The organism is Lysobacter sp. Root667 (assembly GCF_001427715.1).
Lineage (GTDB): Bacteria > Pseudomonadota > Gammaproteobacteria > Xanthomonadales > Xanthomonadaceae > Lysobacter.
The window spans coordinates 287,959-300,376 of record NZ_LMHF01000001.1; the positions used below are offsets into that span (position 1 = coordinate 287,959).

General features: G+C 69.4%; 11 protein-coding genes. 2 read left to right on the forward strand and 9 right to left on the reverse strand.

Annotation, left to right across the window (positions count from 1 at the left end; genetic code table 11):
* Positions 1 to 59: 59 nt before the first annotated feature.
* Positions 60 to 1,949, forward strand: coding sequence for a signal peptide peptidase SppA (gene sppA, locus ASD78_RS01240; RefSeq protein WP_056097805.1), 1,890 nt, complete (start codon positions 60 to 62; stop codon positions 1,947 to 1,949).
* Positions 1,950 to 2,224: 275 nt separating this feature from the next.
* On the opposite strand, the gene ASD78_RS21760 is transcribed toward sppA, so the two are convergent.
* Complete coding sequence (locus ASD78_RS21760; RefSeq protein WP_055908507.1) at positions 2,225 to 2,473, reverse strand: hypothetical protein; 249 nt, start codon at positions 2,471 to 2,473, stop codon at positions 2,225 to 2,227.
* Between the two features lie 198 nt (positions 2,474 to 2,671).
* Here ASD78_RS21760 and ASD78_RS01250 point away from each other — a divergent pair, with 198 nt between their 5' ends.
* Complete coding sequence (locus ASD78_RS01250) at positions 2,672 to 3,448, forward strand: SDR family oxidoreductase (protein WP_055907855.1); 777 nt, start codon at positions 2,672 to 2,674, stop codon at positions 3,446 to 3,448.
* 63 nt (positions 3,449 to 3,511) lie between these two features.
* On the opposite strand, the gene ASD78_RS20415 is transcribed toward ASD78_RS01250, so the two are convergent.
* The 8 genes from ASD78_RS20415 to ASD78_RS01290 form a co-directional block, all read right to left on the reverse strand.
* Positions 3,512 to 4,150 (reverse strand): DUF4124 domain-containing protein, encoded by a 639-nt coding sequence (locus ASD78_RS20415; RefSeq protein ID WP_055907859.1) that lies wholly within the window; start codon positions 4,148 to 4,150, stop codon positions 3,512 to 3,514.
* Positions 4,150 to 4,830: a DUF4124 domain-containing protein gene (locus tag ASD78_RS01260; protein ID WP_055907862.1), complete on the reverse strand. Its 681-nt coding sequence runs from the start codon at positions 4,828 to 4,830 to the stop codon at positions 4,150 to 4,152. Before ASD78_RS01260 ends, ASD78_RS20415 begins: the two co-directional genes overlap by 1 nt.
* Positions 4,831 to 4,903: 73 nt before the next feature.
* Positions 4,904 to 5,473, reverse strand: coding sequence for a Sua5/YciO/YrdC/YwlC family protein (locus ASD78_RS01265; protein ID WP_055908510.1), 570 nt, complete (start codon positions 5,471 to 5,473; stop codon positions 4,904 to 4,906).
* Positions 5,474 to 5,772: 299 nt separating this feature from the next.
* Positions 5,773 to 6,855 (reverse strand): lytic polysaccharide monooxygenase, encoded by a 1,083-nt coding sequence (locus tag ASD78_RS01270; RefSeq protein WP_235565893.1) that lies wholly within the window; start codon positions 6,853 to 6,855, stop codon positions 5,773 to 5,775.
* Between the two features lie 492 nt (positions 6,856 to 7,347).
* Complete coding sequence (locus ASD78_RS01275; RefSeq protein WP_055907868.1) at positions 7,348 to 9,903, reverse strand: DNA topoisomerase I; 2,556 nt, start codon at positions 9,901 to 9,903, stop codon at positions 7,348 to 7,350.
* A gap of 204 nt (positions 9,904 to 10,107) precedes the next feature.
* Positions 10,108 to 11,043, reverse strand: a complete 936-nt coding sequence (locus ASD78_RS01280) for an RDD family protein (protein ID WP_055907871.1) — start codon at positions 11,041 to 11,043, stop codon at positions 10,108 to 10,110.
* A 6-nt stretch (positions 11,044 to 11,049) separates the two neighbouring features.
* Positions 11,050 to 11,814: a GYF domain-containing protein gene (locus ASD78_RS01285; protein WP_056097806.1), complete on the reverse strand. Its 765-nt coding sequence runs from the start codon at positions 11,812 to 11,814 to the stop codon at positions 11,050 to 11,052.
* Positions 11,815 to 11,908: 94 nt separating this feature from the next.
* A complete protein-coding gene (locus tag ASD78_RS01290) occupies positions 11,909 to 12,397 on the reverse strand; it encodes a DUF494 family protein (RefSeq protein WP_055907876.1) in 489 nt (162 codons plus the stop codon).
* Positions 12,398 to 12,418: the final 21 nt, after the last annotated feature.

Below are 12,418 nucleotides of genomic sequence, written 5' to 3' on the forward strand. Positions count from 1 at the left end.
GCGGATGAAGAAAATACCCGGGGCGCGGTACGCTGCGGGCGTCAATTGGAGTGTGCGCAATGAACGATACCCCGCGTCGCGGCCCGGTGGCCCGCTTTTTCGTGGCCATCTGGGACACGATGAATTTCACCCGCCGGCTGATCTTCAACCTGGTGTTCTTCACCTTGTTGTTCCTGTTCCTGCTCGCCATGACCACGGCCGGCCGGGTCAGGCCGCTGTTGGACGACACCACGCTGGTGATCGCGCCGGAAGCGACCCTGGTCGAGCAGTACAGCAGCGACCCGGCCTCGCGCGCGCTCGGCAAGGCGCTGGGCGAGAAGGGCGGCGAAGTGCAGCTGCGCGACATGCTGCGCGCGCTGGACGCGGCCAAGGACGACAAGCGCATCAACCGCGTGGTGCTGCGCCTGGACCAGCTGCAGGGCAGCGGCATGGCCTCGATGCGCGATGTCGCCGCCGCGATCGCGCGCGTGCGCGCCAGCGGCAAGCAGGTCGTCGCCTTCAGCGAAATGATGGACCAGAAGCAGTATCTGCTGGCCGCGCAGGCCAACGAGGTCTACATGGACCCGATGGGCGCGCTGATGCTCGAGGGCCTGGGCCGCTACCGCCTGTACTACCGTCAGGGCCTGCAGGAAAAGCTCGGCGTCGACGTGCACCTGTTCAAGGTCGGCGAGTACAAGTCCGCGGCCGAGCCCTACGTGCTCGACGCGGCCTCGCCCGAGGCCAAGGAAGCCGACCTGTTCTGGATGAACGACGTGTGGCAGCGCTACCTGGCCGACGTGGCCAAGGCGCGTAAGCTCGACGCCGCCAAGATCGCCGCCGACATCGACCAGATGGCGACCCAGATCCAGGCCGCGCAGGGCGACCTGGCCAAGTACGCGCTGCAGCAGAAGCTGGTCGACGGTCTCAAGACCCGCGAGCAGGTCGACGATCTGCTGATCGAGCGCGGCGTGGCCGACGACGATGCCGAAGGCGGTTTCCGCCAGATTTCGCTGGACGGCTACCTGAGCCACCTCAACCGCGCCGCGCTGCCGGCCGCCGCCGATCGCCGTCCGCAGGTTGCGGTGGTGGTCGCCGAGGGCGAGATCAGCGGCGGCGAGCAGCCGCCGGGCACGGTCGGCGGCGTCTCGACCGCGGCGCTGCTGCGCGAGGCGCGCGACGACGAAAACGTCAAGGCGCTGGTGCTGCGCGTGGACTCGCCCGGCGGCGAAGTGTTCGCCTCCGAGCAGATCCGTCGCGAGATCGTCGCGCTCAAGGCCGCCGGCAAGCCGGTCGTGGTCTCGATGGGCGATCTGGCCGCTTCCGGCGGCTACTGGATCTCGATGAACGCCGACAAGATCTACGCCGACCCCTCGACCATCACCGGTTCGATCGGCATCTTCGGCATGATCCCGACCATCCCGCGCGCGCTGGAGAAGATCGGCGTGCACGGCGACGGCGTCGGCACCACCCGCTACGCCGGTGCCTTCGACATCACCCGGCCGCTGGCGCCGGAAGTCGGCCAGGTGATCCAGTCGGTGATCGACAAGGGTTACCGCGACTTCACCGGCAAGGTCGCCACCGCGCGCAAGCGTCCGGTCGAAGAGATCGACGGCATCGCCCGCGGCCGCGTCTGGAGCGGTGCGCAGGCCAAGGAGCGCGGCCTGGTCGACGACTTCGGCGGTCTGCAGACCGCGATCGACGACGTGGCCAAGCGCGTGAAGCTCGGCAAGGACGACTATCAGGTGCGTTACGTGGAAAAGAGCGCGACCCCGTTCGAGCGCTTCTTCGCCGGCTTCGCCGAGAGCCGGATCGGCGCCGCTTGGTTGCGCAGCGATTCCGACCTCGCCCGCGGCCTGCTCGCCAAGACCATGCCGCAGGCCGCGTCCGACCTGCGCTTCCTGCAAAGCGCGGTGCAGCCGACCCGCGGCGTGCCGGTGAAGTCGCTGGCCTACTGCTTCTGCGGCTTCTGAGTCACCGCGACCCAACGAAAAACCCCGCTTCGGCGGGGTTTTTTGTGTCCGGCGTTTCGCCGTAGGGTAGCAGCGGCGTGGGCCGCGACCGCGAGCCTACGGCCACTACGCAATCGCGGCTCACGCCGCTCCCACAGGTCGGAATCGGTTCCACGCGGCAACGGGGCGAAGGCGGCGGCTTTCTGTAGGAGCGGCGTAAGCCGCGATTGCGCACCTTCGGCTGCGGCGCAGTCGCGGCTCACGCCGCTCCTACCCCCAAGCCGGCGCAGACGCCTTTAGTTCGCCTGCGCTTCGATCGCGTCGCGCTGCTTGTCCGCGGCCTCGAGCACGTCCGCCTCCACCGCTTGGGCCTTCTGGATCGGCTGCTGGATGCTGTCGCGCAATTGGGTGGCCTGCGGATCGACCGGGCGTTCCTTTTCCGGCGGCTTGGGCTTGGAGCAGGCGCCGAGCACGGCCAGCGCGAGCGCCAGCGCCGCCAGCGGCGCGAGCCGGGCCAGGATCTTGCGGGACAGCGGTAAGCGCATCGCGGCATCCTCGGTCGGTGACGCGGCTATGCTACGCCGGCGGCCGCGCGCGGCAAACGCCGGCCGCCGCAGAACGGCGAATCGGAACGCCGGCTGCGGATCGGCTGCTTCGAACAGCGGTTTGAGCGGCGATTCCAAACGGCGATCCCGAACGGCGATCCCAAACACGGCCATGGGCCGGAACAGGCGGAGGCAAGCATGGACCCCAAGCGTTGGCGACTGGACGGACAGCTGGCCCTGGTGACCGGCGGCAGTGCGGGCATCGGCCGCGCGATCGCACGTGAGCTGCTCGGCTTCGGCGCCGACGTGCTGCTGGCCGCGCGCGACATCGCAGCGCTGGACGCGGCGCGCGCCGAACTGCTGGAAGACTTCCCCGAGCGCGAGATCCAGGCCTTCGTCGCCGACGTCGCAGACGAGGAGCAGCGGCGCGAACTGCTCGATTGGGTCGAGGACTTCGGCGAAGGCCTGCATATCCTGGTCAACAACGCCGGCGGCAACGTGGTCAAGCCGGCCACCGACTACACCGAGGACGAGTGGCGCCAGGTGTTCGAGATCAACCTGTTCTCGGCCTTCGAACTCTCGCGCTACGCCCATCCGCTGCTGACGCGCCATGCCGCTTCCAGCATCGTCAACGTCGGCAGCGTGTCCGGAGTCACCCATGTCCGCACCGGCGCGCCCTACGGCATGAGCAAGGCGGCGATGCACCAGATGACCCGCAACCTCGCGGTCGAATGGGCCGAGGACGGCGTGCGCGTGAACGCGGTCGCGCCGTGGTACATCCGCACCCGCCGCACTTCGGACAAGCTCGCCGATCCGGATTACCTGGACGAAGTGCTGCTGCGCACGCCGCTGGGCCGGATCGGCGAAGCCGAGGAGGTCGCCGCCGCTGTCGCCTTCCTGTGCCTGCCCGCGGCCGGCTACATCACCGGCGAATGCATCGCGGTCGACGGCGGGTTCCTGCGTTACGGGTTCTGAAGCGACGGCCGTGGAGTACATCGGCCGCGCGGCGGCTCCGAAGCGGGCGCGACAGGCGCCGGCTCAGCCGCCGCAACTGCTCTCTTGCACGATCCGGGTCATGCGTTCGACATCGGCCTGGGCGCCGGCGCGCTGGTCGGCGGGGCCGAAGCGCAGCTGCGATTCGGCCTGACGCAGGCGCTGCTTCCAGCTGTCGCACAGAGCGCCGTCGGCGACGCGCTGGCATTGGTCGGTGACCATCTGGCAGGCGGCGCCGGCGCTGGGTTCGCCGTTGATTCCGACCGTCGCCATCGGCGCGCAGCGTTCGGGCGGATCGCCCTTGTCGCTGAGGTAACGGTCGTTGTCGAAGGTGCGGCATTCGAACAGCATCGGCGGCGGCAGGCGGTCGCTGGCGGCCACCGCGGGCGGGGTCGGGGTCGGGTTGGCGGGCGCGGCGGGTTCGCGCGGCGCAGGCGGAGCCGCGGGCGCGGCAGGCGGAGCGGGTGCGACCGGCGGCGCAGCGGGGTTCACGAAGGCGGGCGGGGTCGACGAGGTCGGCGCGGAGCCGATCACGCGCTTCTCCTGCTTCTGGCCCTTGGGGCAGGGCACGTCGTTCTGCACCGTCAGCGCGCCGCTGGCGTCGGTGCAGCGATAGATCGTGACCTGCTGCGCCTGCGCGGCGCCGGCCAAGGCCAGCAAAGCCAAACTCCACAGCAACCGCATCAGTACGCTCCGCAATCGTCGGCCATGCGCGCATCGATGCCGCGCTGTTCGGACTGGATGCGCGCTCGCTCGCTCTGCAGCGCGCTGTTGTAGCGGCGGTCGAGCTCGTAGCGGCGGTCGCCTAGCCGCGCGCAGACTTCGCTTTGCGGCAGGGTGTGGCATTCGTCGCGTACCCAGGTGCCGGCAGGGTACGCGAATCCCACGCCCGGCGGCAGCGGACGCGGCGGCCCGGGGCGGAATTCGCTGGGCGGCGGCCGGCGTCCGCCGACGTTGTCGCCGAGCGGATTGCGGGTCGCGATCACCGGCATCAGCGTCCACAGCGGCACCCAGCGCGGATTGCCCTCGGCGGTTTCGCTGGTGTAGCGATCGCCGTCGGGCGTCACGCATTCGTACATGGGGCGCGGGGTGTTGACCACGATCACCTGCGTTCGCGGCGCCGGCGCGGCCGCGGGCGGCGGCGGCTCGGCGCGGCTGACCGCCTCGGCCGGACGCGGTGCGGGATCGCGCGGCAGCGCCATCGCGCGGGTCTGCTGCTGCTCGCCGCGCGCGCAGGGCGTGTCGCGCAGGCTCAGGCGGCCGCTGGCATCGGTGCAGCGGTAGATGGTGACTTCGGCCGCGTGCGCGCCGCCGGCCAGGGCCAGCAACGCGAGCAGCAGGCAGGGGCGGAAACGGCGGGACATGCGCGCATCTTGCGCCAGCGATTTGCCGCGCGAAAGCGCTGCTGTTGCCGGCGGAGCGCCCGTTGACAGCCGTTCAGGCGCGCAGCACGGCGCCGCTGCGGGCGTCGCGGATCTGCGTCGGCGACGTCAGGCCGCCGGTCTCGCCGACGCTGACGCCGTCGAGCAGGGCCAGCACCGAGGGGTCCAGCGCCGCGCGTGCGTGCGCTGGCGGGGCGCCGGCGAGGTTGGCGCTGGTCGATACCAACGGACCTGCGAACGCGGCGCACAGCGCGATTACGGTCGGATGCGCGCTGACCCGCACCGCGACGCCGTCGTGTTGGCCGGTGATCCAGCCCGGCACGCGCGCAGTGGTGGGCACGATCCAGGTGTGGGGGCCGGGCCAGCTCGCCTGTACGGCCTGGCGGCGCTCGGGCGCCAGGGCATCCCAATCGAGCAGGCCGTCGAACTGGGCGAGGGCGCCGGCGATCAGGATCACGCCCTTGTCGACGGGGCGTTGCTTGATCGCGAGCAGGCGCAGCACCGCGGCTTCGTCGTGGGGATCGCAGCCCAGGCCCCAGACGGCTTCGGTCGGATAGGCGATCACGCCGCCGCGGCGCAGCGCGGCAGCGGCGGCCTCGATGGACAGGGGCGCGAGGGAGCTCATGCGCGCAGTGTCGCATTGCGCCGCCGCGGCCGGAATGCGGCGGTCCGCCATCCGCCTTTGGGCCATCCGCCTTGGGGTAGGAGCGGCGTAAGCCGCGACCGCGGCAAGCGGCAACCGTCGTCAATCCCGGTTTCGGCAAGAGTCTCGTCGGCCGCTAATCCATCGCTTCGGGGTCGCGGCTCACGCCGCTCCTACCCCGAAGCCGAAGCGCGGCCAAAGCTTGAAGCGCGGTCGAAGTCGAAGAGCGGTCAAAGCCGAAGCGCGACGCAGGGGCGTGCGGCCCCTGCGTCGTGTGCGGCTCAGTACGCGATCCAGGCGTCGCGCCAGGCCCAGCCGCTACCCGGGCGATAGGCATCGGCGTCGATGTTGCACCAGGCGCCTTCGGGGAAGGGCTTGCAGGCGTAGAGCTTGCCGTCGCCGGCCTTGACCACGGTCTGGCCCGGCACGTACTGGCCGATGCCGGTCGGGTAGACGTAGTCGTAGTCCGGGGTCGGGCCCGGCGGCTCCGGCGGTTCCGGAGGCGGCGGCAAGAGCACGTCGATCTGGTGGCTGCGGCCGCTGCCGGTCAGGTAGACGCGGTTGCCGGTCGCCGCCGGCACCGGCGTGATCGCGCCGTTCTGGAGCACGCCGATGCGCACGGTGCTGGCCTGGGCGTTGACGTTCTGCGCCACCCGCAGCGGCCAGGCCGCGGCCGAGGTCTGCCCGGCCGTCAGCACGGTGTCGATGCGCTCGGCGTCGCTGCCGTCGGCGTTGAACACGCGCACGCTCACGGTGGTGCCGATCGGATGGTCGTTCTGCGCGGTCAGCGGACCGGCGTCGCGCCACTGCGGCGGAGGCGGCGGGTTGCCGCCTCCGGCGAACTTCACGTCCATGCAGGTGTAGAAGGCCTCGGTCGAATCCGAACGCTGCCAGGTGTTGTAGATCACGTGGCGGCCGCTGCGTTGCGGGATCGTGCACTGCAAGCGGTAGATGCCGCCGACCACGGGCACGTTGCCGATGCTGCAGAAGTGTTCGAGATCGTTCCAGCGCAGCGGGGTCTGCGGATCCCAGCCTTCGCGGGTGATGTAGAACGCCCACTCGCGGGTCGCGTGCGGCGCGGTGCCGCGGAACTGGAACTCATAGCTGCCCGCGGAGATGTCGGTGGCCTGCCAGTCGTCGCGCGGCAGGTCCAGGCCGCGGAAGGTCGCATTGTTGCCGCTGCACAGCTTGCCGTCGGGCACCACCGCGCGGTGATTGTCGTTGGCGTTGGCCTGGTTGATGCTCATCCAGTCGTAGAACGCCTGGGTGCCGCCGACCTGGGTCGCGGCGCGACAGGCGGGGTCGGTGGGGTTCTCGATATTGCCCTGGGCGCAGTAATAGACGCGGCTGTAGGGATGAATCATGGTGCCGTGCGCCTGCGCGTCGGCCTGCGGCCACAGGGCCGCCAGCGCCAGCGCGGACGCCCATCCGGCGTGCGTGCGCGTGTTGAACGTGGTCATGTCGACTCCCGACATAGAGTGGAAGGGTAGGTGAGCCCCTCGGTCAGGAAGTCCTGCGGTGACGCGCATCGCGGGACATGGCCGCGATCTGTTCTAGCCGTCGATGGTAGGGCGCGTGCGCGGACGAATCTGTGGCGCAGTTCGCGGTGCGGCGAGCGCGAAGACGACGATGGGCGGCGTTGGCCGCCGTACTGCGGCACGTTGCGCGCGGCGGCGACGGAACATTTCGCGGCGATTCGCCCGCTGGCTGCGTGGCCTCTGTGGGAGCGGCGTGAGCCGCGATCGCGGCAAGCCGAACTGCGTCGTCGCTCCCTTTCCATCGCGGCTCACGCCGCTCCCACAGGACTTTCCGGGGAAGCGCTGCCCCGGGCAGGCCGGGGCTCATGGGCGCCGCGATCAGGCGGTCGTTTTCTTGACCAGTTTCTTGGCGGTGCTGATCGCTTTCTTGGCCGGCGCCGCGGCTTCGACCGGCGCCGGCTTGGCCGCGACCTTCTTCACGGCTTTCTTCGCAGCCTTCTTCGCAGCCTTCTTCGCGGTCTTCTTGACCGCCTTCTTCGCCGCCGGCTTCTTTTCCGTGGACTTCTTTTCTGCGGTCTTCTTGGCCGCCGCCTTCTTGGCCGGCGCGTCCTTCTTGGCCGCGGTCTTCTTGCCGAAACGGCCGCGCATCGGCTTGCCGGTTTCTTCCATCAGCTTGACCACTTCCTCCAGCGTCAGCGACGCCGGCTCGCGGTCCTTGGGAATGCGGCCGTTGAGCTTGCCGTCGCTGATGTAGGGACCGAAGCGGCCGTTGAGGACCTGGATCTCGCTGCCTTCGAATTCCTTGATGATGCGGTTGCGCGCGATCTCTTCCTTCTCTTCGATCAGGAACACCGCGCGCGCCAGGTCGATCGTGTACGGATCGTCTTCCTTCTTCAGCGAGGCATAGGTGCTGCCGCGCTTGGCGAAGGGACCGAAACGGCCGATGCCGACGCTGACTTCCTCGTCCTTGTCCTGGCCGAGCTTGCGCGGCAGCTTGAACAGCTCCAGCGCATCCTCCAGGCCGATGGTGTGCATGCTCTGGCCGGGCCGCAGCGACGCGAAGGTCGGCTTGTCCTCGTCCTCGGCGGTGCCGATCTGGGCGTACGGCCCGTAGCGGCCCAGGCGCACGCTGACCGGCTTGCCGCTCTTGGGGTCGGTGCCGAGTTCGCGCGCGCCGGTGGCTTCGCTGCGATCGACCGATTCCTTCTTCTCTTCGACCAGCTTCTTGAACGGTTCCCAGAACCGTTCCATCAGCGGCACCCACTCCTCTTCGCCGCGCGAGACCGCGTCGAGCTCGTCTTCGAGCTTGGCGGTGAAGTCGTAGTCGACGTACTGGGTGAAATGGCCGGACAGGAACTTCGACACCGCGCGGCCGACGTCGCTGGGACGGAAGCTGCGGCTTTCGAGTTCGACGTACTTGCGGAACAGCAGGGTCTGGATGATCGAGGCGTAGGTCGAGGGACGGCCGATGCCGTATTCCTCCAGCGCCTTGACCAGCGCCGCTTCGGTGTAGCGCGCCGGCGGCTGGGTGAAGTGCTGGTCGGTGTGGATGCGGTCCAGCGGCACGCGGTCGCCGGTCTTCATCGCCGGCAGCTTGCGGCCCTCGTCCTCGTCCTCGGCGGCCTTGGCGTCCTTGCCTTCCTCGTAGACCGCCAGGAAGCCCGGATCGATCACGGTGGTGCCGCTGGCGCGGAAGCTGTGCTCGCTGCCGGCGGCCAGGTCGACCGAGACGGTGTTGAGCGTGGCCGGCACCATCTGCGAGGCGACGGTGCGCTTCCAGATCAGTTCGTACAGGCGGCGTGCGTCGTCGTCGAGGAAGCGCGACACCTGCGAGGGCGTGCGCAGCGCGGAGGTCGGGCGCACCGCTTCGTGCGCTTCCTGGGCGTTCTTGGACTTGGTCTTGTAGACGTTGGGCTGGTCGGGCAGGGCGCGGGTGCCGTAGTCGCGCGCGATCACGTCGCGCAGTTCGACCAGGGCGTCGGCCGACAGCGCGACCGAGTCGGTACGCATGTAGCTGATCAGGCCGACCGTGCCTTCATCGCCGATCGCCACGCCTTCGTACAGCTTCTGCGCGACCTGCATGGTGCGCTTGGTGGTGAAGCCGAGCTTGCGCGCGGCCTCCTGCTGCAGGGTCGAGGTGGTGAACGGCGGCGCCGGACGGCGCTTGCGTTCCTTGCTGGCCACGTCGGTGACGTGCAGGGCGCCGTTGGCGGCCGCGACCAGGCGCTTGCGCGCGGCTTCGGCGGTGTCGCCTTCGGTGATGGTGAACTGTTCGAACTTCTTGCCGTCCAGCTTGACCAGCTTGGCGGTGAAGGTCTGGGTCGGGTGCGCGCACTCGGCCTCGATGGTCCAGTACTCGCGGGCGACGAAGGCTTCGATCTCCTCCTCGCGCTCGACGATCATGCGCAGCGCCGGCGATTGCACGCGCCCGGCGGACAGGCCGCGCTGGACCTTGCGCCACAGCACCGGCGACAGATTGAAGCCGACCAGGTAGTCGAGCGCGCGCCGCGCCTGCTGGGCGTCGACCAGGTCGCCGGCGATCGCGCGCGGATGGTTCATCGCTTCCTTGATCGCGCGCGGGGTGATCTCGGTGAACACCACGCGTTGCAGCGGCTTGCCTTCGAGCAGGCCGCGCTCGCGCAGGATCTCGCCGATGTGCCAGCTGATCGCCTCGCCTTCGCGGTCCGGGTCGGTCGCCAGAAACAGGTTGTCGGCGCTCTTGGCGGCCTTGGCGATGGCATCGACGTGCTTTTCGTTCTTCTCGATGACCGCATAGTCCATCGCGAAGTGGTTGTCCGGATCGACCGCGCCTTCCTTGGGCACCAGATCGCGGACGTGGCCGTAGGAGGCCAGGACGGTGAAGTCCTTGCCGAGGTACTTGTTGATCGTCTTGGCCTTGGCGGGCGACTCGACGATGAGGAGGTTCTTGGCCATTGGAGCTCCGCAGGGGCCATTGCCGGCGCACTGCAACTGACTAACGCAAAGAAGGCTACGCCCGCGGCAATGAAGACGCGGGCGTTCAGGGTTTCCTTTTTTATTGGGACCATGCGGCGGCCCCGGCTGTCAAGCGCGGGGCGTTGCGAGTGCGACCGGGAGCCGGTTAGGACCAGCCTCCCATTCAGCTTCGGCCGTTCAGGTTCAGCGGCCGGCGCTCAGGCCGACGGCGGCCAGCATGAACAAAGCGAACACCAGATACAGCGCCGCCAGGACGCCGAAAATCACCAAAATTACGGTCGCGACCGTGCCCAGCTCGGGGCGCTGGCGCTCCGGGTGACTGGTGTAGGCCCAGCGGTCGACCACCAGGGTGCTGGCCATCATGTCGTGCAGGCCGCGCTTGCGGTCGGTGAAGGCGACCATCAGCACGCCGATGCCCAGCGGCAGGGTCGCCACGATGTAGGCGAAGAAGCGGCCGATGCCGCGCGCCAGCGAGATGCGGCGGCCGTCGTCGTCGGTGACCTTGATCCCGATCGCCATCTTGCCCAGCGTGGCCTGCTTGGCCGACGAGTGGAACATGCCGAAGTACACCGCCTGCATGCCCAGCGGAATCAGATAGACCAGGGCCAGCAGGGCGATCGCGCCGCCGCTTTCGAACATGCTCGACGGGTCGCCGCTCATGCCGGCGCCGATGCCGAAGAACACCACCATCAGGATCATCTGGACGACCGCGCCGGCGATGCCGATCACGAAGCCGTCGATCGTGCTGGCGGCGACGCGTTTCCAGAACCCGGCGTAGACGACCTCGCCGCCCTGCACGAACTCTTCGTCCTGCGCCAGCGTCGAGCGCGGCGGGGCGTAGGGCGAGACCGGTTCGGCGACGGCGTAGGGGTTGGCGGCGGCTTCCGGCGCGGCGTCCGCCGAGGCGGTGGCGAAGGTCGCCGCGGCCACGGCCGGCCGGCCGGCGCCGGGCACGACTTCGCCGATCATCTCGCGCCAGGGGCGCCAGCTCGGCATGCCCTCGCGCCAGACCAGGGTCTCGGGCGCGAGTTGGCCGTGCTCGTGCAGCTGCGCCAGGTCTTCGGCGCGTACCGGGCCGTGACGGTTGCGGTCGCTGTCGCTGTAGTACCAATCGGTCATGTCGGTTCAGCCGTTGCTGATGGAAGTGCCGGGACGGCAGGCGCTGGGACGGTAGATCGCCGGCAGGTCGCCGCCGCTGCAATCCCACTGCACGCCGCCGCCGCTCTGCGGTACCGCCTCGAACCAGATCGTCTTGCCGTCGACGCGCTCGCCGATCCCGCGCAGCTCCAGCTCGATCGCGCAATGGCCGCCTTGCATGGTGCCGATCTTGATCTGCGCGGTGGTCCTGGTGGCGTAGTCCTCGGGCGCGCCGAAGCCGTCGTCGCCGTTGCTGGGGCAGTCGCCGCCGCTGCTGAGCATGTGCTCGGCCACGGCGGCCTTGATCGGGTTGACCTCGTTGATGCTCTGCATGGCCTTGGCGCGCAGGGTGTAGTCCTGATACGCCGGCAGCGCGATCGCGGCCAGGATGCCGAGCACCGGCAGGGCCAGCACCGCCAGCACGATCACCGCGATCAGGCAGCCGGACATGCCGCGCTTGGGCTCGGGCCGGCGCACGTCGGTGCGCAGGCCGGCGCCGGCGTAGGCGGTCGTGGGGTTGATGCCGATCGGCGCGCCCGGCGGCAGCGGCGGCGGCTTGGCGGTGTCCTGCTGGATGCCGTCCAGGCCGAGTTCTTCGGACACGCGGTCCAGCGGCTGCCATTCGCGCAGGCCTTCGCGCCACACCAAGGTGTCGCGCTGGATGCGGCGATCGCGATAGCGCGCCTGTAGGTCTTCCGCGCTCAAAGGTCCGACGCGGCCCTGTGCCGCATCGTGGTAGTACCAATCCGCCATTTCGCTCCCCCTGGAGTCGTCCTTGATGAGGCGTCGCGCGGGACGGACGCCGGCGGGGCGCCTCCCCGGGCGCCGCGCGCTAGTTCGTGCGCCCTTAATGTACCGGTTCGGGCTCGTCCTCGAACATCTGGGTTTCCATCCAGGCGTAGGCCGCTTCGGACCCCGGCTGGTTGAACAGCACCATCAGCACGACCCATTTGAGGTCGTCGAGATCGAGTTCGTCCTGGTCCAGCGCCATGGCGCGGTCCAGCACCAGCTCGCGCTGGCCGGCGTCGAGGATGCCGTGCTGCTCCAGGAACATCAGGAAACCGCGGCATTCGACATCGAGCTTGTCCAGCTCGGGGCCGAAGTAGACGCGGGTCGGGCCGTTCGCGCGCGGCGGGCTGGCGTCGGGCCGCTGCAGGGCCAGCGCATCGAGCCACTCGAAGGCTTTGTTGATTTCGGCGGGGCTGAAACCGGCCTGGCCCAGTTCGTCGAACAGGGGGCCGCTGCGGAGCGAATCGCGGTCGCGGACGAGGTCCGCATCGTCGGTGAAGTAATGCTCGAACAGGTACAGCAGGACGTCCAGAATGCTCTCTTTCATTTCCCTCGGCCTGCGCCGCAT

Bases quoted from the DNA above. Each gene is read 5' to 3' on its own strand.
- sppA (WP_056097805.1), top strand. From the start codon at position 60: ATGAACGATACCCCGCGTCGCGGCCCGGTGGCCCGCTTTTTCGTGGCC.
- ASD78_RS21760 (WP_055908507.1), bottom strand. From the start codon at position 2,473: ATGCGCTTACCGCTGTCCCGCAAGATCCTGGCCCGGCTCGCGCCGCTG.
- ASD78_RS01250 (WP_055907855.1), top strand. From the start codon at position 2,672: ATGGACCCCAAGCGTTGGCGACTGGACGGACAGCTGGCCCTGGTGACC.
- ASD78_RS20415 (WP_055907859.1), bottom strand. From the start codon at position 4,150: ATGCGGTTGCTGTGGAGTTTGGCTTTGCTGGCCTTGGCCGGCGCCGCG.
- ASD78_RS01260 (WP_055907862.1), bottom strand. From the start codon at position 4,830: ATGTCCCGCCGTTTCCGCCCCTGCCTGCTGCTCGCGTTGCTGGCCCTG.
- ASD78_RS01265 (WP_055908510.1), bottom strand. From the start codon at position 5,473: ATGAGCTCCCTCGCGCCCCTGTCCATCGAGGCCGCCGCTGCCGCGCTG.
- ASD78_RS01270 (WP_235565893.1), bottom strand. From the start codon at position 6,855: ATGATTCATCCCTACAGCCGCGTCTATTACTGCGCCCAGGGCAATATC.
- ASD78_RS01275 (WP_055907868.1), bottom strand. From the start codon at position 9,903: ATGGCCAAGAACCTCCTCATCGTCGAGTCGCCCGCCAAGGCCAAGACG.
- ASD78_RS01280 (WP_055907871.1), bottom strand. From the start codon at position 11,043: ATGACCGATTGGTACTACAGCGACAGCGACCGCAACCGTCACGGCCCG.
- ASD78_RS01285 (WP_056097806.1), bottom strand. From the start codon at position 11,814: ATGGCGGATTGGTACTACCACGATGCGGCACAGGGCCGCGTCGGACCT.
- ASD78_RS01290 (WP_055907876.1), bottom strand. From the start codon at position 12,397: ATGAAAGAGAGCATTCTGGACGTCCTGCTGTACCTGTTCGAGCATTAC.